We start from the raw sequence: 19,350 nt of genomic DNA, 5'->3' as shown, positions 1-19,350 counted from the left end.
ACCGGCTATGCCGCCTTACGCGGCCTTCGCCTTCGTGGCGTACATGTCCACGTACTCCTGGCCCGACAGCCGCATGACCTCCGCCATCACGGAGTCCGTCACCGCCCGCAGCACATACCGGTCGCGGTCCATGCCCTCGTACCGGGAGAACTCCATCGGCTCCCCGAAGCGCACCGTCACCCGGCCGGGGCGCGGCAGCCCGGCGCCGCCCGGCTGGAGCTTGTCCGTGCCGATCATCGCGAACGGCACCACCGGCGCGCCCGTCATCAGCGTCAGCCGCGCGATGCCCGTACGGCCCCGGTAGAGCCGGCCGTCGGGGGAGCGGGTGCCCTCCGGGTAGATGCCGAAGACCCGGCCCTCCTCCAGGATCCGGCGGCCGGTCATCAGCGCGGCGACGCCGCCGTTGGCGCCGTCGCGGTCCACCGGGATCATGCCGACGCCGGTGAAGAACCAGGCCATCAGGCGGCCCTTGAGGCCCTTGCCCGTGACGTACTCGTCCTTGCCGATGAAGCAGACCTGCCGGTCGCAGACGATCGGCAGGACGATCGAGTCGATGAAGGTCAGGTGGTTGCCCGCGAGGATGACCGGCCCCGAGCCGGGGATGTTCTCCGCGCCCTCCACCTGAGGGCGGAACATCAGGCGCATGACGGGGCCGAGCACTGCCTTGATGAGGGCGAAGCGGGACAACGAGTCCTCCGACGAAGTAGCCGAGAAGCCAACCGAGTATGTGACCAGTATGTGCGGGTGAGGACGATACTCGCGGGTCACCCCGCGCCGCACATCGGGTTGACATACCCGATACACGACGTTGACCTGTGTTTTCCACACGTTCGTCGGGGGTCTCCCCTATGTAAGGCGTAACTACCTACGATCGGGCCTCGCTCATTCGTCCGAAAGGACGATCACGCTGACGTAAGGAGCCTTCATGACACACGGTGCGCGCAGGCGAGCCGTCATCGGCGCGGCGGTGCTCGGCTCGGCCGCCGTCCTCTCGGCGGGGAGCGCCGGTACGGCGCAGGCCAGGCCATCCGCCCCGCACCGGCGGCTGCCCGTCCCCACGGTCATCGCGCACCGCGGCGCCAGCGGCTACCGGCCGGAGCACACCCTCGGCTCGTACCAGCTGGCCCTCGACATGGGGGCGCACGTCATCGAGCAGGACCTCGTCCCGACGAAGGACGGCCACCTCGTCTGCCGCCACGAGAACGACATCACCGGCACCACGGACGTCGCCGACCGCCCCGAGTTCGCCTCCCGCAAGACGACCAAGACCGTCGACGGGACCTCCCTCACCGGCTGGTTCACCGAGGACTTCACCCTCGCGGAGCTGAAGACGCTGCGTGCCAAGGAGCGCATCCCGGCCACCCGCCAGGAGAACACCCTCTACGACGGGCGCTGGACCGTCCCCACCTTCGAGGAGGTGCTGCGCTGGGCCGAGAAGGAGGGCCGCCGGCGCGGCCGGCCGGTCTGGCTGTACGTCGAGACCAAGCACCCCACCTACTTCCGCAAGCTCGGCCTCCCCCTGGAGGAGCCGCTCGCCCGGCTGCTGCGCCGGTACGGGCGCCACGGCGCCGACTCGCCGACCTTCCTCCAGTCCTTCGAGCCGACCAGCATGGAACGCATGGCGAAGCTCGTCTCCACGCCGCGCGTCGTGCTGCTGTGGACCCCGGACGACCGTCCGTGGGACTTCCGCGAGACGGGCGACCCGCGCACGGTCGCCGACCTGATCACGCCCGAGGGCCTGAAGGGCATCGCGTCGTACGCGCAGGGCATCGGCCCGCTGCTCGACCTGGTCATCCCGAAGGACAAGGACGGCAAGCTGGGCAGGACGACCACCCTGGTGCGCGACGCGCACGCCGCGAAGCTGCTGGTCCACCCGTACACGCTGCGCAACGAGAACAGCTTCCTGCCCGCCGACTTCCGCCGCGGCACGGACCCGGCGGCGTTCGGGGACGTCTTCGGTGCCTACGAGAAGTACTTCGCCACGGGCATCGACGGCATCTTCACCGACCACCCGGACACGGCCCTGCTGGCGGCGGCGGACGCCCGCGCGGAGGGGACCCGCACCCGCTGACCCGAGGTCACCCTCACGGGCGGTTTGGGCGGCGCGCGGAAACCGTCGCCCGAACCGCCCGAGTCATGCACGGCATGACGACGACACCGACCGGGGCCCCCGCCACCCCCCACCTCCCCGAGCCCTTCCGCGCCCTCGCGCCCCTCCTCGCCGCCGAGTGTCACGCCGAGGCCACGGCCGCCGGGGTCGAGTCGGGCGACCTCGAACAGGCGGTGTGGCTCCGCCTCCTGGAGCGGCTGGACGGCGCCGGCCCCGCCGCCCGGCCCGGCGTCCCGGACGACCCCGCCGACTGGCTGCGCCGCGCCGTCCGCGCGGAGGCCCGCCGCGCCCGCCGTACGGCCGTACGGGAGCACCCGTACGGCGGCGAGGAGCGGTTCCCGGACGCCGGGCGCGAACCCGAGCCCGAGAGCGCCGCGCTCACCGCCGAACGGCGCCGCGTCCTGGAGAAGGCGATCAACCGCGCGCCCGCCCACTGCCGAAGGCTGCTGGCTGCGATGTTGTCCCCAAAGGACCCGACCTACCGCGAAATCGCAGGAGAGTTGGGTATCTCACAGGGGAGTCTAGGGCCCATGCGTTCCCGTTGCCTGGGATGTCTGCGCAGAATGCTGCCGGCAGAGGTTGCCGCTCCCGCCCATCGGGGAAGGGTGCGGTAGACCGACAGGGCGTATCAGGTGAGCCGGAGGCATGCACACATGGGCATGAGCGTGACCATCTCAGCGGCGGACGAGCACGACGCGGAACACATCCTCAAGCTGCAGTACCTCTGCTACCAGAGCGAGGCCGAGCTCTACGGCGACTACACCATCGAGCCCCTCACCCAGACCCTCGACGACCTGAAGGCCGAGATCGCCCGCGGCCACGCCCTCGTGGCGCGGCTCGGCGGCGAGGTCGTCGCCTCCGTGCGCGGTGAGATCGACGGCACCGGCACGGCCCGCATCGCCAAGCTCATCGTCCACCCGCGCATGCGCCGCCACGGCCTCGGCAGCCGCCTGCTCGACGCCATCGAGCAGCACTTCGCCGCCGACCCCGCCGCCAAGCGCTACCAGCTCTTCACCGGCCACCGCAGCGACGGCAACCTGCGCCTCTACCGCAAGAAGGGATACGAGGCGGTCGCCACCCGGCAGGTGGGCCCGCGCCTCACGCTGGTCACGCTGGAGAAGGCCGCGTAGCCGCCTTCCGCAGCCACAGGATCCCGGTCACCGGCAGCAGCACCGGGATGAAGACGTAGCCGTACCCGTACCGGGACCACACCGTGGAGTCCGGGAAGGCGCCCGGGTCCAGCAGGGTCCAGGTGCCCACGGCCAGTACGCCCACGAGCTCGGCGGCGCAGCACACGAGCGCCGCCTTGCGGGCCGTCTCCCCGCCCCGAACGAGCGTGTACGTGATGAAGACGTACACCAGGGCCGCGAGCGCGGACAGCGTGTACGGCAGCGGCGCCCGGTCGAACTCGGTCGCGATCTGGTACGCCGACCGCGACACGGCGCCGACCGACATCACCCCGTACAGCCAGACCACGAGCATGCCCGGGCCCTGGACCAGCCTGCGTCCCGCCGCGCCCGCCGCCATGTCAGGCCCCCCAGATGTCGAAGAGGCGCACTTCCAGCACGGCCAGCACCACCGCGCCCGCCGCGACGGTCGCCGAGCCCCAGCGGGTGCGCTCCGCCAGCGACATGAAGCCGGCCGCCGGTACCGCGCAGAACGCGCCGAGCAGGTACGCCACGAAGATGGCCGTGCCCTCGTCGGCCTTCTCGCCGCGCGCCAGCTGCACGATGCCGAAGACCAGCTGAGCCAGCGCCAGGACCGTCACCACCGCCATGCCGATGAAGTGCCAGTCCTTCGTGGGCTGGTCCCGGTAGGCGGCGAAGCCGCACCAGGCGGCGAGGGCGAGCGCGGCCACGGAGACCGCGACCGTCAGGGCGTCGAGCATGCGCCGAGACTAATACGGGCCAAAAAGCCCGGTGCGACCGGCCCCGGTGGCGGCGCCCGGCTCGGTCCGCCGCTCCCGCAGCCGTGGTCTTGACCACAACATGCCACCGCGCGGAGGACGCCGCCGAGGCCGCCGTAGCGGTCGCCGCACGGCATCCGCGCAGGTCACCCGGGTGGTGCCGCCGCGCGGCGAGCGGAACGCCGCCGTCCGGATGGTGTGACGCGGCAGTCCGCTATACGGACAACCGTCCGAAGCCCGGAGGGGTGTCTGCTTTACTGGCACGCATGACCACGACGAGCAGCCGCACCCTTGCGACCGAGGCGATGATGACGCCCGGTGCTCGTTGTATGTGTCGAATGTGCGCCTTCTGAGGGCCCCCGCGTGAGCCTCGCGCCCCGAAGCGAGACCGACAGCCGAGCCGGCCGCCGCGTCCGTACGCAAGCGGAACCCACACCGCGACCGCCGGACCACGCCGCCCGCCCCGCGCACGTGCCACCCCCCGGCCACCCGCCGAACCAGCCGTGCCACGCGTCCGATTGACGAATGCCCCGTGCCCGGCGGACACCGCGCCGCGCACTCGACAGTGACGGAAACCCCTGTGATCACCACCTCGGGCCTGACCAAGGTCTACGAGACGAGAGGCCGCCAGGTCACCGCTCTGGACGGCGTCGACCTCCACGTCCGCGAAGGAGAGGTCTTCGGCGTCATCGGACAGAGCGGCGCCGGCAAGTCCTCGCTCATCCGCTGCGTCAACCTCCTGGAGCGCCCCACCTCCGGCACCGTGACGGTCGACGGCACCGACCTCACCGCGCTCGCCGGCCGGGGCCGCCGCGCCGGCAAGGAACTGCGCCGCGCGCGCAGCCGCATCGGCATGGTCTTCCAGCACTTCAACCTGCTGTCCTCGCGCACCGTCCAGGACAACATCGAGCTGCCCCTGGAGATCCTCGGCGTCTCCGCCGCCAGGCGCTCGGCCCGCGCGCTCGAACTCCTCGACCTCGTCGGCCTCGCCGACAAGGCCAAGGCGTACCCCGGCCAGCTCTCCGGCGGCCAGAAGCAGCGCGTCGGCATCGCCCGCGCGCTCGCCGGCAACCCCAAGGTGCTGCTCTCCGACGAGGCGACCAGCGCACTGGACCCGGAGACCACCCGCTCCATCCTCCAGCTGCTGCGCGACCTCAACCGGCAGCTCGGCCTCACCGTCCTCCTCATCACGCACGAGATGGACGTCGTCAAGCAGATCTGCGACTCCGCCGCCCTGATGAAGAAGGGCCGGATCGTCGAGTCCGGCACGGTCTCCGAGCTCCTCGCCACCCCCGGCTCCGAGCTCGCCCACGAGCTGTTCCCGGTCACCGGCGCCCCCACCGGCCCGGACCGCACGGTCCTCGACGTCACCTTCCACGGCGAGGCCGCCACCCAGCCGGTGATCTCCCAGCTGTCGCGTACGTACAACGTCGACATCTCGATCCTCGGCGCCGCCATGGACACCGTCGGCGGCAAGCAGATCGGGCGCATGCGCATCGAGCTGCCCGGTCGTTACGAGGAGAACGTCGTGCCCGTCGGCTTCCTGCGCGAGCAGGGCCTCCAGGTCGAGGTCATCGACGCCACCGAAGAGCCGCTGCTGGTCAAGGAGGTCGCGAAGTGACCTGGGAAGAGATGCGGCCCCTGCTGGAGCAGGGCACCGTCGACACGCTCTACATGGTGCTGTGGTCCACCGTCGTCACCGTCATCGGCGGTCTGCCACTCGGTGTCCTCCTCGTCCTCACCGACAAGGGCGGACTGCTGCAGAACCGTCCGGTGAACAAGGTCATCGGCGCGATCGTGAACGTCGGCCGCTCGCTGCCGTTCATCATCCTGCTCGTCGCGCTGATCCCCTTCACCACCTTCGTGGTCGGCACCTTCATCGGCCCGAGCGCGATGATCGTGCCGCTCTCCATCGGCGCCATCCCCTTCTTCGCGCGCCTGGTCGAGACGGCGATCCGCGAGGTCGACCACGGGCTGGTCGAAGCCGTCCAGTCCATGGGCGGCTCCATCCCGACGATCGTGCGGAAGGTGCTGCTCCCGCAGGCCCTGCCGTCCCTGATCGCCGCCCTCACCACCACGGTCATCACCCTGATCAGCTACTCGGCGCTGGCCGGCGCGGTCGGCGGCGAGGGGCTCGGCTCCAAGGTCATCACCTACGGCTACCAGCGCTTCGAGACCGAGTTCATGCTCATCACCGTGGTGCTGCTGATCGTCATCGTCACCGTCGTCCAGCTCATCGGCGACCTCGCCGTACGGCTCCTCGCCCGCCGGGGGCGTACCGCTTCCTGACCTTTCCCCCACACAGCCCGCACTCCTTGTCCGGGCGTTGTCCGCACCACCAGAAAGAGGCACTTTTCGTGCGTAAGAACATCAAGCTCACGTCCGCGTTCGCCGGCATCACCGCCCTCGCCCTCGGCCTCACCGCCTGCGGCACGGCCTCCGACCCGGGCGCCAAGTCCGACTCCGGCAAGGCCGACCCGTCGAAGCCGCTCGTCGTCGCCGCGTCCCCGACGCCGCACGCCGACATCCTCACCTTCGTCAAGGACAACCTGGCCGAGAAGGCCGGCCTGAAGCTGGAGGTGAAGGAATTCACGGACTACGTCCTGCCGAACACCGCCACCGAGCAGGGCCAGGTCGACGCCAACTACTTCCAGCACAAGCCGTACCTCGACGACTTCAACAAGAAGAACGGCACGCACATCGTCCCGGTGGTCAACGTCCACCTGGAGCCGCTCGGCTTCTACTCCAAGAAGGTCAAGGACCTGAAGGAGCTGAAGGCCGGCCAGACCATCGCCGTCCCCAACGACACCACCAACGAGGGCCGCGCGCTCAAGCTGCTCGCGGACCACGGTGTCATCACCCTCAAGGACGGCGTCGGCGCCGACGCCAAGCTCTCCGACATCAAGGACAAGAAGGGCCTGGAGTTCAAGGAGCTGGAGGCCGCCACCGTGCCCCGCGCCCTGAACGACGTCGACGCCGCCGTGATCAACGGCAACTACGCCATCGAGGCCAAGCTCAACCCCGCCAAGGACGCCCTGGCGCTGGAGAAGGCCGATGGCAACCCGTACGCCAACTTCCTCGCCGTCAAGCAGGGCAACGAGAACGACGCCCGTGTGCAGAAGCTCGTCAAGCTGCTGAACTCGCCCGAGGTGAAGAAGTACATCGAGGACACCTACAGCAACGGCGCCGTCATCCCCGCCTTCGGCGCCGCGAAGTAACACCCCTGAACCCCGCAGGCCCCGCGCACCCCGTCCGGTACGCGGGGCCTGCGGCGTCACAACGGTGACGTAACGACGCGGCCGTACCGACCCGCCCATGCGTACCGCGTGCCCCATGCTGCATGCTGTGCGTTCATGGCTTTACGGACGGTCTTCGGCATGGAGCAGCGCATGACATCCACCTTTCCGGACATCTCCATCAGCACGGAACGGTTGGTGCTGCGCCCCTACGACGAAACCGACATTCCCGCCCACACCGAGATGATGAACGACGAGCTGATCGTCGCCTGGACCACCGTCCCCCACCCCTACACCACCGCCCACTCCGAGGAGTGGGTCAGCAGGATCGCTCCTGCGGAGCGCACCGAAGGCCGCGGCATCGTCCTCGCCGTCACCGAGTTCCTCACCCAGCGGCTCGTCGGCACCGTCCACCTCCGCAACACCAACTGGCACACCCGCGCCACCGAGGCCGCCTACGTCACCGCCCCCTGGGCCCGCGGCGAGGGCTACGCCACCGAATCCCTCCTCGCCGTCGCCCAGTGGCTGTTCCGCGACCGGCACTTCGAGCGCCTCGAACTGCGCACCGCGGCCGGCAACACCGCCTCGCAGCAGGTCGCCCAGAAGATCGGCTGCATCAGCGAAGGCGTGCTGCGCAACGCGTGGATAGCCCGCAGCCGGACGGAGGACGGCGGCTGGACCGACATCCGCACCGACCTGATCGTCTGGAGCCTGCTCCCCGAGGACCTCGAAGGCGCCGCCGACCAGCACGCCGACGCCGGCTACTCCGGCTTCACCGACTGGAACTGACCGCCGCCCCGCGCGGTACCCTCAGGCTGCCCCCGACCTGCACCAACACCCCAGGAGACAGACGAAGATGGCCGACCGGGTCACGGTGATCGGCTGGGACGGCTCGCCCCTCACCGCGGCCGCGCGCTCCGCCCTCTCGGCCGCCACCCTGGTGGCCGGAGCCGCCCACCACCTGGCGCTCCCCGAGGTGCCGCCGAACGCCGAGCGCATCCGGCTCGGCAGCCTCGACCTCGCCGCGCGCCGCATCGCCGGCCACCGCGGCACCGCCGTCGTCCTCGCCGACGGCGACCCGGGCTTCTTCGGCGTCGTCCGCACCCTGCGCGCACCCGAGCACGGGCTGGAGGTGGAGGTCGTGCCCGCCGTCTCCTCCGTCGCCGCCGCCTTCGCCCGGGCCGGCATGCCCTGGGACGACGCGCAGGTCGTCGTCGCCCACAGCCGTACGCTGCGACGGGCCGTCAACGTGTGCCGCGCCCACACCAAGGTCGCCGTCCTCACCTCCCCGGGCGCCGGCCCCGCCGAACTCGCCCTGCTCCTCGACGGCGTACACCGCACCTTCGTCATCTGCGAGGAGCTCGGCACCGAGCGCGAACAGGTCACGGTCCTCACCTCCGACAAGGCCGCCGACCACGCCTGGCGCGACCCCAACGTCGTCATCGTCATCGGCGGCGCCACGCCCCCCGCCTCCACCGGGCCCTGGCTGATGGGCCGCGACCCCGGCCCCGTACGCGGCTGGGCGCTGCCGCCCGGCGCGTACGACGGCGAACCCTCCCGCGGCGAGTCCGCGGACCTGCGCGCCGCCCAGCTCGCCCGCCTCGGCCCCCGCCCCGGCGACCTCGTCTGGGACATCGGCTGCGGCTCCGGCGCGCTCGCCGTGGAGGCCGCCCGCTTCGGCGCCGCCGTCATCGCCGTCGACGCCGACCCGGACGCCTGCGCCCGCACCGAGGCCGCCGCGCGCCGCTTCGGCGTCCAGCTCCAGACCGTCGCGGGCCGCGCGCCGCACGTCCTGGAACGGCTGCCCGAGCCCGATGTCGTACGCGTCGGGGGCGGGGGAGTGCCGGTCGTGGCCGCCTGCGCCGACCGCCGCCCCGAGCGGATCGTGGCGCACGCCACCACCAGGGACGAGGCCGAGGCGATCGGCGCCGCCCTGGCGGAGGGCGGATACGCGGTCGAGTGCGCGCTGCTCCAGAGCGTCGAACTCGACACCTCCGCCTGGCGGGAACGCGACCGCTCCGTGGTGTTCCTGCTGGCAGGGACCAGGCCGGCACCGGCCCCGTGACCATGCCACTACGGCGCGGGAGGTAGGCTGGCGGATTGTTGTACCGCAGCCGGGCGTTCGGCACTTCGTACGCCAATGTCCGGAAAAGGAGCCCCGTTTGGGGTGGCCTCTGTGGTATGGCGCGATCGGGGGGTGCGCGACGTGGCGCAGTCCACAGCCAACGGTGGCGGAACCCGCTGCCATGCCTGGCCGAAGCCCGCGAGAATACGTGGTGTCCCGCGGGCCCTTCGTGCCGCGCGGCGCGCACGCTCGTTCTCTTCGGTGAGGGCGGGCGAAGGTCTGAAGGAGCACAACCGATGGGCGAGGGGTACGCATGACTGACACCGGCCAGGTCCCGGGCGAGGGACAGCCGGAGAGCCCGGGCATGGTGGAGCAGCCGGGCATCCCCGCTCCGGACGCGTACACCTTCCTGGACCCTGCCGACACCGCCGCCGAGGACGACGACCTGCTGCTGATGCCGGGCGCCCAGGGCGCGTGGGGCAGCGACCCGCAGGCCGCCGCCGTGGCGCCCCCGCCCCCGCAGATGCCCGCTCAGGCGCAGGCGATGCCGGCGCACGAGACCCCGGTCGCGGAGGCACCTCAGGTGCCGGAGGCGTACGAGGCGTACGAACCGGTCGCCCCCGAGCAGCAGCAGCAGCCGCAGCCGCAGGCGGCGTACGAACCGGTCGCCCCGGAGGCGGACGCGCACGTGGCGGGCGGCCGTGACTCGGGGTCGGTCGACCTCGGCGCCGTACGGATGCCGCCACAGGCTCCCGCGCCCGCACCCATGCCCGCCCCGGCGTCGGCCCCGGCCCCGGCCCCGGCCGTCCAGGGTCCGCCGTCCGCGCGGCGCCCGCTGCACATGGGGCCGCCGGTGTCGGACGCGCCGTCCGGTGTGGTCCGCTCCCTCGCCGACCGTGGCCCGGCCGCTGCTCCGTCGGCTCCCGCCCCCGCTCCGGCCCCGGAGCCGGTGCCGGTACAGCACCCCGCCCCGGTGGCGACCGGCCCCGAGTACTTCGCAGCGGCCCACGAGGAGCCGGCGCCCGTCGTGGCCGCGCCGCAGCTCACGGAGATCCCGCCGCAGGGCGCGGAGCCGTGGTTCCCGCAGCCCGTGGAGGCGGTGGAGCCCGTCGAGACCGTTCAGCCGTCGCCCGTGGCACAGGAGCCCCAGCCGGAGGCCCCGGTCCCAGCAGAAACGGTCGTTCCGGAGCCGCCGGTGGAGCCGTCCGCCCCGGAGCCTTCCGCCCAGGAGCCCGTCGCCGAGCCCGCTCCTGAGCCGGTCGCGACCGTACCGGCGCAGCGCGCGGCCGCCCCTGAGCCCGTGGCACCGGCGGAGGCCCCGGCCCCCGTCGAGGTGGCCCCGCAGGAGCCCGAGGCCGCTCCGGTGGCTGAGGCGCCCGAGGCCCCTGAGGCCCCTGAGGCCCCCGAGGTGCCTGCGGCGCCTGTGGCCCCCGAGGTAATCGAGCAGCCGATGCCCGAGGTCCCCGTGGCCCAGGCCCCGGCCGTCGAGGAGCAGCCCGTCCAGGAGCAGCCCGTCGAGGCCCCCGTGGCCGAGACCCCGGTCGTCGAGGAACCGGTCGCAGAGCCTCCGGTCGTCGAGGAACCGGTCCAGGAAGCTCCGGTCCAGGAAGCCCCGGTCCAGGTCGAGCAGCCCGAGCAGGTCGCGGCACCCGAGGCCCCCGCCGACGAGCCGCCCGCGGCCGACACCACTCCCGGGACCGAAACGGCCCCGGAGACGGCTCCGGCCACTGAAACGGCCCCGGAGACGGCCCCAGCGACCGAAGAAGTGATCCCGGAGACGGCTCCAGTGACCGAAGAAGCGGTCCCGGAGACGGCCCCGGCCCCCGAAGCGGCCACCCCGCCCGCCCCCGGCTACGACGATGCCGAGCGCGAGGCGGTCCTGCGCGTGATGCGGGAGCGCCGCGACATCCGCAACGGCTTCCGCAGCGACCCGATCCCGCACGAGGTCCTGCTCCGGGTCCTCGAAGCCGCCCACACGGCCCCGTCCGTCGGCCACTCGCAGCCGTGGGACTTCGTCGTCATCCGCTCCGCCGAGACCCGGCGCACGATGCACGAGCTCGCCCAGCGCCAGCGCGACGCGTACGCGAAGTCGCTGCCCAAGGGCCGGGCCAAGCAGTTCAAGGAACTGAAGATCGAGGCGATCCTCGACACCCCGGTCAACATCGTCGTCACCGCCGACCCGACCCGGGGCGGCCGCCACACGCTGGGCCGCCACACGCAGCCGCAGATGGCGCCGTACTCGTCGGCCCTCGCGGTCGAGAACCTGTGGCTCGCCGCCCGCGCCGAGGGCCTCGGCGTCGGCTGGGTCAGCTTCTTCGACGAGCGCGAGATGGTCCGCGCCCTCGGCCTGCCCGAGCACCTCGAAGTCGTCGCGTACCTCTGCGTCGGTTACGTCGACGAGTTCCCGGAGGAGCCGGAGCTGATGCAGGCGGGCTGGTCCAAGCGCCGCCCGCTCTCGTGGGTCGTCCACGAGGAGACGTACGGCCGCCGCGCGCTGCCCGGCGAGGAGCCGCACGACCTCCTCCAGGAGACCGTCGCCAACATCCGCCCGCTGGACGCGAAGGCGCTCGGCGAGGCGTGGGAGCGGCAGAAGCGCATGACGAAGCCCGCCGGGGCGCTCGGCATGCTGGAGATCATCTCCGCCCAGCTCTCCGGCCTGTCCCGGATGTGCCCGCCGCCGATCCCGGAGCCCGCCGCCGTGGCGATCTTCGCGGGCGACCACGGCGTCCACGCCCAGGGTGTCACCGCCTGGCCCCAGGAGGTGACGGCCCAGATGGTCGCCAACTTCCTCGGCGGCGGCGCGGTCTGCAACGCCTTCGCCAACCAGGTGGGCGCGGAGGTCTGCGTCGTCGACGTCGGCGTCGCGGGCGACCTGCCCGCCACGCCGGGCCTGCTGCCCCGCAAGGTGCGCCCCGGCACGGCCGACTTCACCATCGGCCCCGCCCTCAGCCGCGAGGAGGTGCTCGCCGCGATCGAGGTGGGCATCGAGACGGCCCGCGACCTGGTCGCGGCCGGCAACAAGGGCCTGCTCACCGGCGAGATGGGCATCGCGAACACCACCTCGTCCGCCGCGCTGATCTCCGTGTACACGGGGGTCGACCCGGCGGAGGTCACCGGTCGCGGCACGGGCATCAACGACGAGATGCACGCCCGGAAGGTGGACGTCGTCCGCCGGGCCCTGGAGCTGCACCAGCCGGACCCGGCCGACCCCATCGGTGTCCTCGCGGCCGTCGGCGGCCTGGAGCACGCGGCGCTGGCCGGCTTCATCCTCGGCGGCGCGTCGCTGCGTACGCCCGTCATCCTGGACGGCGTCAGCGCGGGCGCCGCGGCGCTCGTGGCGCGCGCCATCGCGCCCGAGGCCCTGGCGGCGTGCATCGCGGGCCACCGCAGCGCGGAGCCGGGCCACGTCGCGGCCCTCAACAAGCTGGGCCTGCGCCCGCTGGTCGACCTGGACCTCCGTCTCGGCGAGGGCACGGGCGCGCTGCTGGCCCTCCCGGTGGTCCAGAGCGCGGCGCGCGCGATGCACGAGGTGGCGACGTTCGACTCGGCGGGCGTCACGGAGAAGTAGGGGACGCCCCCCACAGCTCGGAGCACCACCTTGGGGCCACCCCCTCACGTGAGGGGGTGGCCCCAAGCACCGGCCCACCAGCCCCTCGCCCCCAAGCACCGGCCCACCGGCCCCCGCCCGCGAGCACAAGCCGCACCGGCCCACCACGCGAGCCGCCCCGCCCCCGGCGCGAAAGCCCCCGGACCACCCGCCCGGGCCGCACCGTAAGGTGGTCGCAAGCGCCCCACCGCCGCGCGCCTCCCGCGCCACCCCCTGCCCCACCAGCCGCTTCACCGTCGCAGCGGCCTCGCAGACAGCACATCGCAGACCGCACACCGCACCACCGCCCCCGCCGAGGAGCCGCACCCTCATGGTCGAGTACGCCGAGCAGCCCGCCTACCCCGTCGGACTTCGCCTCTCCGGGCGCCGGGTCGTCGTCATCGGCGGCGGCCAGGTCGCCCAGCGCCGCCTGCCCGCCCTCATCGCGGCCGGCGCCGACATCACCCTCGTGTCGCCGTCCGCGACCCCGTCCGTCGAGGCCATGGCGGAGGCGGGCGAGATCACCTGGGTGAGGCGCCGTTACGAGGACGGCGACCTCGCCGACGCCTGGTACGCGCTGGTCGCGTCCACCGACCCCGAGGCCAACGCCCGCGCCTCCGCCGAGGCGGAGCGCCACCGCGTGTGGTGCGTGCGCTCCGACGACGCCGAGGCGGCCACGGCCTGGACCCCGGCGACGGGCCGGGGCGAGGGCGTCACGGTCGCGGTCCTCACGGGCCACGACCCGCGCCGCTCCGCCGCCGTGCGGGACGCGATCCTCGAGGGCCTGCGGGACGGCTCGATCGGCGCGCCGCACCACCGCGCCCGTACGCCGTTCGTCGCCCTGGTCGGCGGCGGCCCCGGTGACCCGGACCTGATCACGGTCCGCGGCCGCCGCCTGCTCGCGGAGGCGGACGTCGTCATCGCGGACCGCCTGGGCCCGCGTGACCTCCTCGACGAGCTGCCGCCGCACGTCGAGGTGATCGACGCGGCGAAGATCCCGTACGGCCGTTTCATGGCCCAGGAGGCGATCAACAACGCGCTGATCGAGCACGCGAAGGCGGGCAGGTCCGTGGTCCGCCTCAAGGGCGGCGACCCGTTCGTCTTCGGCCGGGGCATGGAGGAGGCGCAGGCGCTCGCGGAGGCGGGCATCGCGTGCACGGTGGTGCCGGGCATCTCCAGCTCGATCAGCGTGCCGGGCGCGGCGGGCATCCCGGTGACGCACCGCGGCGTGGCGCACGAGTTCACGGTGGTCAGCGGCCATGTGGCGCCCGACGACCCGCGCTCGCTCGTGGACTGGGAGTCCCTCGCGAAGCTGCGCGGCACCCTGGTGATCCTCATGGGCGTGGACAAGATCGGCGCGATCGCGCGGGCGCTGGTCGCGTACGGCAAGGACCCGCAGACGCCGCTGGCGCTGATCCAGGAGGGTACGACGGCCACGCAGCGGCGCGTGGACGCGACGCTCGCGACCGTGGCGGAGACGGTCGAGGCGGAGGACGTACGTCCGCCGGCGGTCATCGTCATCGGCGACGTCGTCCACGAGGGTCCGCACAAGCACCTCGCGCCTTCCGCGTAACTTTTCCTCCCGACGACGACAAGGCAGCATCCCCGTGGCGGAACTCCTCACCCTCGACGACCCCGACGACCCGCGCCTGCGCGACTACACGGGCCTGACCGACGTCGAGCTGCGCCGCAGGCGCGAACCGGCGGAGGGGCTGTTCATCGCCGAGGGCGAGAAGGTCATCCGGCGGGCCGCCGAGGCCGGTTACACGATGCGGTCGATGCTGCTGTCGGCGAAGTGGGTCGACGTCATGCGGGACGTCATCGAGCGGGCCGAGGCGCCGGTGTACGTGGTGAGCCCGGAGCTCGCCGAGCGGGTGACCGGCTACCACGTGCACCGCGGCGCGCTCGCCTCGATGCAGCGCAAGCAGCTGCCGACGGCGGACGAGCTGCTGTCCGGCGCCCGCCGCGTCGCCGTGATGGAGGGCGTGAACGACCACACCAACATCGGCGCGATCTTCCGCAGCGCCGCCGCGCTCGGCATGGACGCGGTGCTGCTGTCGCCGGACTGCGCGGACCCGCTGTACCGCCGCTCGGTGAAGGTCTCGATGGGCGCGGTGTTCTCCGTGCCGTACGCCCGGCTGGAGTCCTGGCCCCAGGGTCTGGAGACGGTACGGGAGGCGGGTTTCCGGCTGCTCGCGCTGACGCCGCACGAGAAGGCGGTGGCGATCGACGAGGTGGCCCCGCACCGCATGGAGCGGGTGGCGCTGATGCTGGGCGCGGAGGGCGAGGGCCTGTCGGCGAAGGCGCTGCGGGCGGCCGACGCATGGGTCCGCATCCCGATGGCGCACGGGGTGGACTCGCTGAACGTGGGCGCGGCGGCCGCGGTCGCGTTCTACGCGGTGGCCACCGGCCGCCCCGCGTCCTGACCGCCGGCCGTCAACGCCCGGCCCTGAGCACCTACCCCTGAAGGCCCTGGGCGGCCGCGATCCCCAGCAGCACGATCAGCGTCACGACGACGAAGACGACGATCCGCTGGCGCAGCAGCCGCGGGTTCGCGGGCCGGCGCCCGCCGGGGGAGGTCCGCACACCGGGGCGGGACCCCGCGGGCCGGGCCCCGGGGCGGCCGCCGCCGGTACGCGCGCCGCCGCGCGAGGGATGCGGCGCCGGCGTCCGCGGTCCGCCGCGCCCCTGGGTCGTACGCGCACCGGTGTTCCGGCCGGTGTTGCGTTCCGTGTCCCGCCCGGGAGCCCGTTCCCCGTTCCGGTCCGTGTACTGCTCGGTGAGCCGGTCCGTGGGCCGCTCGTCGAGGGTCCGCCCCGCCGACCGCTGGGCGAGGGGCCGCTCCGACAGGCCCTGCGCCTCCCGCGCGGCGATCTCCTTGAGCCGCATGGACAGCTGCAGCGTGCTGGGCCGCTCCTCCGGGTCCTTCGCCAGGCAGGCCCGTACGAGCGGGGCGAGCGCGTCCGGTACGCCGCGCAGCTGCGGCTCCTCGTGCACCACCCGGTAGAGCATGACCTCGGAACTGCCGTGCCCGAACGGCGAGTCGGCCATCGCCGCGTACGCGAGGGTCGCGCCCAGCGAGAAGACGTCCGTGGCGGGGGTGACCGCCGCGCCCCGCACCTGCTCGGGCGCGAGGAAGCCGGGGGAGCCGACCGCTGTGCCGACATGCGTGAGGGTGGAGGCGCCGGTGGCCCAGGCGATGCCGAAGTCGATGATCCGGGGGCCCTTGGGGGACAGCAGGATGTTCGACGGCTTGAGGTCACGGTGGACGACGCCGGCCTCGTGGACGGCCACCAGCCCTTCGGAGAGCGCGGCGCCGATGGCGGCGACGTCGGCCGCCGACAGCGGCCCCTCCTCGGCGACCTTGTCGTGGAGGGAAGGGCCGGGTACGTACTGGGTGGCGAACCACGGGCGGTCCGCCTCCAGGTCGGCCGCCACGAGCCGCGCCGTGCATCCGCCGCGGATGCGCCGCGCGGCCGACACCTCGCGGGCGAACCGCGACCTGAACTCCTGGTCCTCGGCGAGATCCGGCCGGATCACCTTCAGGGCCACCCGCTGTCCACGCCGGTCGGAGCCCAGGTATACGACCCCCATGCCGCCGGCGCCCAGCCGCCGGTGCAGCCGGAACGAGCCGACGACACGCGGATCCTCGCGCCGGAGCCGCATCATCGCCATGTCCGTCCCCTACCTACGGTGGGGAGCCCCCACCCCGCAGCCGCGGTTATCCGTTTGACGGGCACAGCTTACGTACCCGCGCCCCGGTGTGCTCATAGGCCGCGCCCTGGCAGCCGGATTGAGGAGGGGTCAGGAAGCCTCCCGGAGACGGCTTCCGGCGGGCGCGCGTCTCACGACCCGCCGCGCAAGGGGGAGTTGGGCCGCGGCAGGGAAACGTCCCGCGCCGGCGCCGGACGGGGTGATCGACGTCACCCCGCAGCCCCCACCCCCCGAGGGACCCCTACCGCCCCCTCGGGGATGTCCCCCATCGCCGGGCCTGCGTCTCCACCCAGGGGAGTACGCGCCGGGCCCGCGGCTCATCCTCCGGGAGGCCTGGCAATCGGTACGCGGGCATGACGCCCTCGACCCGCCGCGTCCCTAATGTTGAGGTCAAGCGGCGGGTGCGGTACTCGTCCCCCGAGGTCGGACGCCCGCCGCTGCCAGATCGACAGGAGAGGAACCATGGCGGACACGGCACCGCGGACCCTGGTCCGCACGCAGGGACGGAAGGCCTACGCCCCGTTCGGCGACCGCCCGTCCGGCAGGCGCCACCCGCTGGTGGCGACCGCGATGGTTCTTCCCCTGGCGGCACTGCTGGCGGTCGCCTTCGGCGGCTGGGACGCGGTGCTCACACAGGCGTCGTCCGTGGGCGTGATGCTGGGGCGCTGAGCGGCGCCCCGGATCCGGGAGAGCGGCCCGGGTCGGGGACATCCGGCCAACAACCCCGTGGGGACGGGGGTGCGGCGGACGGCTATGGGTGGCCGGCAGCTGGGGAGCTGCCGGCCACCAGGTTTTTCCCGGGCCGTAGGGTCGGCGCATGGAGACCGGGAAGGCACTCGTCCAGGAACTCGCCGGGGTCGCGCGGCGTGCCGCGCATCCTCGCGGGCCGGCGCGCGCGGGGTGCCCCGCGTGCGGCCGGGTCGCGCCCGCCGTGCTGGCCGACCGGGCGGACGGGACCGTCGTACGGCACGGGCACGCCGTCGCCAAGGCGCACGCGCCCGGCACAGACGATGCCGCGCACCGCACGCGTCTCGCGGTCGCCGCGCATCCGCGGCTGTCCGGCATCCTGCTGCCGCCCCTGCCGGTGAGCGCCGCCGAGGTGCGGGGCCGCCCCGTGACGGCCTGGCCGTACGGCACGCCCGTCGACCCCACCGACCCGGACGCCGCGCCCTGGGAGGAGGCGGCGACGCTGCTGGCCCGCCTCCACGCCGTACCGCCCGCCGAGCTCCCCGGCCCGCTGCCGCCCATGCGCGGCCCGGCCAAGGCGGCCCTGGCCGTGGCCCGCATGCGCGCCGCCGGGCCGCACCCGGCGGCGGCTCCCGTCCTGGCCGCCTGGGCCCGCCTCCCGCCCTGGGCCCGCGCCGAGCCCGAGCCACCGGACCCCCCTCTTACGGCGCTCTGCCACGGCGACCTCCACCTCGGCCAGCTCGTTCGCCACCCGGCCGCCACGGGCCCCTGGCTGCTCATCGACGTCGACGACCTCGGCCTCGGCGACCCCGCCTGGGACCTGGCCCGCCCGGCGGCCTGGTACGCGGCCGGCCTGCTGGCGCCCGACGTGTGGGCGCGGTTCCTGGGCGCGTACCGCGCGGCAGGGGGCCCGGCGGTCCCTCCGGACGGCGATCCGTGGCCCCGGCTCGACGTACCGGCCCGCGCGCTGACGGTGCAGACCGCCGCCCTCGCGGTCGCCAAGTCCCGTGCCGAGCACCGGGACCTGGACGACGTCGAGCTCGCCGTCGTGGAAGCCTGTACCCGAATTGCGACACTCCTGCCCGAGTTGGACCCCGACTGCACGTCGTAGGGTGAGGACACCATCCGTACGGCGAGGAGTTGAGCCCAACCATGCAGTGTCCCAAGTGCCATGCGCCCATGCACACGTACAACCGCAACGGCGTCCAGATCGAGCAGTGCAGCGGCTGCCGGGGGATCTTCCTCGACTACGGCGAGCTGGAGGCGCTGACCCGTCTGGAGGCCCAGTGGGTGCAGCAGGCCCCGCCCGCGCCGCCGGCCCCGCAGGCCTACCCGGCTCCCTCCGCCCCCGCCTGGGGCGCGCCGCACCACGGCCACCACGGGCACCACGGCAGCCACCACCGCGGCTTCGGCCGTCTGCTCTTCTCCTCCTGAGCGGGGGAACAGCACGGAGCCCCGGCCGCGAGACGCGGCCGGGGCTCCGGACGGTGTGGACGATACTGGGATTGAACCAGTGACCTCTTCCGTGTCAGGGAAGCGCTCTCCCGCTGAGCTAATCGTCCTCGGGACCATGATCCAAAGCATCGGGATCAAGGGCACTGCGTGCGCGATACTGGGATTGAACCAGTGACCTCTTCCGTGTCAGGGAAGCGCTCTCCCGCTGAGCTAATCGCGCGGGGGATCCGAAGATCCGGGATCCGAAGATCCAGTGGACGATACTGGGATTGAACCAGTGACCTCTTCCGTGTCAGGGAAGCGCTCTCCCGCTGAGCTAATCGTCCTTGGAGGTGGAGACGGGATTTGAACCCGTGTAGACGGCTTTGCAGGCCGTTGCCTCGCCTCTCGGCCACTCCACCCGGAGTGCAGGGGGTCGGGAAGATCCCCCACTTCGAGCGGACGACGAGATTCGAACTCGCGACCCTCACCTTGGCAAGGTGATGCTCTACCAACTGAGCCACGTCCGCTTGTCGTTTCCGTTTCGCTTTCGCGTCCCGGCGACGTGTTGAACTCTAGCGGATTCCCGGGCCAGTACAAAAACGCGTTTGC

General features: G+C 73.0%; 18 protein-coding genes and 5 tRNA genes. 14 read left to right on the top strand and 9 right to left on the bottom strand.

The features are described 5' to 3' along the window. Nucleotides 1-15: 15 nt before the first annotated feature. Nucleotides 16-645 (bottom strand): lysophospholipid acyltransferase family protein, encoded by a 630-nt coding sequence (locus tag ACIRNI_RS17810; protein ID WP_355362507.1) that lies wholly within the window; start codon nucleotides 643-645, stop codon nucleotides 16-18. Between the two features lie 280 nt (nucleotides 646-925). Here ACIRNI_RS17810 and ACIRNI_RS17805 point away from each other — a divergent pair, with 280 nt between their 5' ends. The 3 genes from ACIRNI_RS17805 (at nucleotide 926) to ACIRNI_RS17795 (ending at nucleotide 3,240) form a co-directional block, all read left to right on the top strand. Further along, complete coding sequence (locus ACIRNI_RS17805) at nucleotides 926-2,071, top strand: glycerophosphodiester phosphodiesterase (protein WP_403552325.1); 1,146 nt, start codon at nucleotides 926-928, stop codon at nucleotides 2,069-2,071. Between the two features lie 74 nt (nucleotides 2,072-2,145). Then, entirely contained in the window at nucleotides 2,146-2,724 is a 579-nt protein-coding gene (locus ACIRNI_RS17800; RefSeq protein ID WP_403552324.1) for a sigma-70 family RNA polymerase sigma factor, read from the top strand. A gap of 39 nt (nucleotides 2,725-2,763) precedes the next feature. Then, nucleotides 2,764-3,240: a GNAT family N-acetyltransferase gene (locus ACIRNI_RS17795; RefSeq protein WP_403552323.1), complete on the top strand. Its 477-nt coding sequence runs from the start codon at nucleotides 2,764-2,766 to the stop codon at nucleotides 3,238-3,240. Here ACIRNI_RS17795 and ACIRNI_RS17790 read toward each other — a convergent pair. Both ACIRNI_RS17790 and ACIRNI_RS17785 read right to left on the bottom strand, forming a co-directional pair. After that, complete coding sequence (locus tag ACIRNI_RS17790; protein ID WP_355362475.1) at nucleotides 3,218-3,637, bottom strand: hypothetical protein; 420 nt, start codon at nucleotides 3,635-3,637, stop codon at nucleotides 3,218-3,220. The two genes, ACIRNI_RS17795 and ACIRNI_RS17790, sit on opposite strands and share 23 nt — an antisense overlap. A 1-nt stretch (nucleotide 3,638) precedes the next feature. Next, the gene (locus tag ACIRNI_RS17785) at nucleotides 3,639-3,998 is read right to left on the bottom strand and encodes a hypothetical protein (RefSeq protein ID WP_355362477.1); all 360 of its coding nucleotides are present in this window, start codon (nucleotides 3,996-3,998) and stop codon (nucleotides 3,639-3,641) included. Nucleotides 3,999-4,548: 550 nt separating this feature from the next. Between ACIRNI_RS17785 and ACIRNI_RS17780 the strand changes: the two genes are divergently transcribed. The 8 genes from ACIRNI_RS17780 (at nucleotide 4,549) to ACIRNI_RS17745 (ending at nucleotide 15,329) form a co-directional block, all read left to right on the top strand. After that, a complete protein-coding gene (locus ACIRNI_RS17780) occupies nucleotides 4,549-5,637 on the top strand; it encodes a methionine ABC transporter ATP-binding protein (protein WP_403552322.1) in 1,089 nt (362 codons plus the stop codon). Further along, nucleotides 5,634-6,305 (top strand): methionine ABC transporter permease, encoded by a 672-nt coding sequence (locus ACIRNI_RS17775; RefSeq protein WP_355362481.1) that lies wholly within the window; start codon nucleotides 5,634-5,636, stop codon nucleotides 6,303-6,305. The genes ACIRNI_RS17780 and ACIRNI_RS17775 overlap by 4 nt, the downstream gene beginning before the upstream one ends. A gap of 68 nt (nucleotides 6,306-6,373) precedes the next feature. Then, nucleotides 6,374-7,234: a MetQ/NlpA family ABC transporter substrate-binding protein gene (locus tag ACIRNI_RS17770; protein ID WP_403552321.1), complete on the top strand. Its 861-nt coding sequence runs from the start codon at nucleotides 6,374-6,376 to the stop codon at nucleotides 7,232-7,234. 171 nt (nucleotides 7,235-7,405) lie between these two features. Continuing rightward, nucleotides 7,406-8,041 (top strand): GNAT family N-acetyltransferase, encoded by a 636-nt coding sequence (locus ACIRNI_RS17765; protein WP_403552320.1) that lies wholly within the window; start codon nucleotides 7,406-7,408, stop codon nucleotides 8,039-8,041. 67 nt (nucleotides 8,042-8,108) lie between these two features. Next, the gene (cbiE, locus tag ACIRNI_RS17760; protein WP_403552319.1) at nucleotides 8,109-9,317 is read left to right on the top strand and encodes a precorrin-6y C5,15-methyltransferase (decarboxylating) subunit CbiE; all 1,209 of its coding nucleotides are present in this window, start codon (nucleotides 8,109-8,111) and stop codon (nucleotides 9,315-9,317) included. A 313-nt stretch (nucleotides 9,318-9,630) separates the two neighbouring features. Further along, nucleotides 9,631-12,885 (top strand): nicotinate-nucleotide--dimethylbenzimidazole phosphoribosyltransferase, encoded by a 3,255-nt coding sequence (gene cobT / locus ACIRNI_RS17755; RefSeq protein WP_403552318.1) that lies wholly within the window; start codon nucleotides 9,631-9,633, stop codon nucleotides 12,883-12,885. A gap of 349 nt (nucleotides 12,886-13,234) precedes the next feature. Continuing rightward, nucleotides 13,235-14,476, top strand: coding sequence for a uroporphyrinogen-III C-methyltransferase (gene cobA, locus ACIRNI_RS17750; RefSeq protein ID WP_403552317.1), 1,242 nt, complete (start codon nucleotides 13,235-13,237; stop codon nucleotides 14,474-14,476). Nucleotides 14,477-14,510: 34 nt separating this feature from the next. Next, complete coding sequence (locus ACIRNI_RS17745; RefSeq protein ID WP_403552316.1) at nucleotides 14,511-15,329, top strand: TrmH family RNA methyltransferase; 819 nt, start codon at nucleotides 14,511-14,513, stop codon at nucleotides 15,327-15,329. 31 nt (nucleotides 15,330-15,360) lie between these two features. Here the strand turns inward: ACIRNI_RS17745 and ACIRNI_RS17740 are convergent, their stop codons facing one another. Further along, on the bottom strand, nucleotides 15,361-16,578 hold the full coding sequence (locus tag ACIRNI_RS17740; protein ID WP_403552315.1) for a serine/threonine-protein kinase: 1,218 nt from the start codon (nucleotides 16,576-16,578) through the stop codon (nucleotides 15,361-15,363). A gap of 501 nt (nucleotides 16,579-17,079) precedes the next feature. Here ACIRNI_RS17740 and ACIRNI_RS17735 point away from each other — a divergent pair. The 3 genes from ACIRNI_RS17735 (at nucleotide 17,080) to ACIRNI_RS17725 (ending at nucleotide 18,738) form a co-directional block, all read left to right on the top strand. Then, nucleotides 17,080-17,286: a hypothetical protein gene (locus tag ACIRNI_RS17735; protein ID WP_403552314.1), complete on the top strand. Its 207-nt coding sequence runs from the start codon at nucleotides 17,080-17,082 to the stop codon at nucleotides 17,284-17,286. A gap of 148 nt (nucleotides 17,287-17,434) precedes the next feature. Beyond that, entirely contained in the window at nucleotides 17,435-18,415 is a 981-nt protein-coding gene (locus ACIRNI_RS17730) for a phosphotransferase family protein (RefSeq protein WP_403552313.1), read from the top strand. A gap of 41 nt (nucleotides 18,416-18,456) precedes the next feature. Next, nucleotides 18,457-18,738: a zf-TFIIB domain-containing protein gene (locus ACIRNI_RS17725; protein WP_356649241.1), complete on the top strand. Its 282-nt coding sequence runs from the start codon at nucleotides 18,457-18,459 to the stop codon at nucleotides 18,736-18,738. A 56-nt stretch (nucleotides 18,739-18,794) separates the two neighbouring features. Here ACIRNI_RS17725 and ACIRNI_RS17720 read toward each other — a convergent pair. The 5 genes from ACIRNI_RS17720 to ACIRNI_RS17700 all read right to left on the bottom strand — a co-directional run bounded on the left by ACIRNI_RS17720 (nucleotide 18,795) and on the right by ACIRNI_RS17700 (nucleotide 19,268). Further along, a tRNA-Val gene (locus ACIRNI_RS17720) sits at nucleotides 18,795-18,866 on the bottom strand. A 41-nt stretch (nucleotides 18,867-18,907) separates the two neighbouring features. Next, nucleotides 18,908-18,979 (bottom strand) — tRNA-Val (locus ACIRNI_RS17715). Nucleotides 18,980-19,013: 34 nt separating this feature from the next. Then, nucleotides 19,014-19,085: transfer RNA gene (locus tag ACIRNI_RS17710), tRNA-Val, on the bottom strand. Between the two features lies 1 nt (nucleotide 19,086). Continuing rightward, a tRNA-Cys gene (locus ACIRNI_RS17705) sits at nucleotides 19,087-19,160 on the bottom strand. Between the two features lie 35 nt (nucleotides 19,161-19,195). Beyond that, nucleotides 19,196-19,268, bottom strand: a tRNA-Gly gene (locus tag ACIRNI_RS17700). Between the last annotated feature and the right edge of the window lie 82 nt (nucleotides 19,269-19,350).

It is taken from the genome of Streptomyces sp. NPDC093546 (genome assembly GCF_044765045.1).
In the GTDB taxonomy this organism is placed as follows: domain Bacteria; phylum Actinomycetota; class Actinomycetes; order Streptomycetales; family Streptomycetaceae; genus Streptomyces.
The sequence above is the reverse complement of the archived record's forward strand: the minus strand, read 5'-3'. Positions and strand labels throughout refer to the sequence as shown.

Coding starts and splice junctions, on each gene's coding strand:
- ACIRNI_RS17735 (WP_403552314.1), top strand. CDS start 17,080: ATGGCGGACACGGCACCGCGGACCCTGGTCCGCACGCAGGGACGGAAG.
- ACIRNI_RS17795 (WP_403552323.1), top strand. CDS start 2,764: ATGGGCATGAGCGTGACCATCTCAGCGGCGGACGAGCACGACGCGGAA.
- cobT (WP_403552318.1), top strand. CDS start 9,631: ATGACTGACACCGGCCAGGTCCCGGGCGAGGGACAGCCGGAGAGCCCG.
- ACIRNI_RS17785 (WP_355362477.1), bottom strand. CDS start 3,998: ATGCTCGACGCCCTGACGGTCGCGGTCTCCGTGGCCGCGCTCGCCCTC.
- ACIRNI_RS17805 (WP_403552325.1), top strand. CDS start 926: ATGACACACGGTGCGCGCAGGCGAGCCGTCATCGGCGCGGCGGTGCTC.
- ACIRNI_RS17810 (WP_355362507.1), bottom strand. CDS start 645: ATGCGCCTGATGTTCCGCCCTCAGGTGGAGGGCGCGGAGAACATCCCC.
- cbiE (WP_403552319.1), top strand. CDS start 8,109: ATGGCCGACCGGGTCACGGTGATCGGCTGGGACGGCTCGCCCCTCACC.
- ACIRNI_RS17790 (WP_355362475.1), bottom strand. CDS start 3,637: ATGGCGGCGGGCGCGGCGGGACGCAGGCTGGTCCAGGGCCCGGGCATG.
- ACIRNI_RS17800 (WP_403552324.1), top strand. CDS start 2,146: ATGACGACGACACCGACCGGGGCCCCCGCCACCCCCCACCTCCCCGAG.
- ACIRNI_RS17725 (WP_356649241.1), top strand. CDS start 18,457: ATGCAGTGTCCCAAGTGCCATGCGCCCATGCACACGTACAACCGCAAC.
- cobA (WP_403552317.1), top strand. CDS start 13,235: ATGGTCGAGTACGCCGAGCAGCCCGCCTACCCCGTCGGACTTCGCCTC.
- ACIRNI_RS17740 (WP_403552315.1), bottom strand. CDS start 16,578: ATGGCGATGATGCGGCTCCGGCGCGAGGATCCGCGTGTCGTCGGCTCG.
- ACIRNI_RS17765 (WP_403552320.1), top strand. CDS start 7,406: ATGACATCCACCTTTCCGGACATCTCCATCAGCACGGAACGGTTGGTG.
- ACIRNI_RS17730 (WP_403552313.1), top strand. CDS start 17,435: ATGGAGACCGGGAAGGCACTCGTCCAGGAACTCGCCGGGGTCGCGCGG.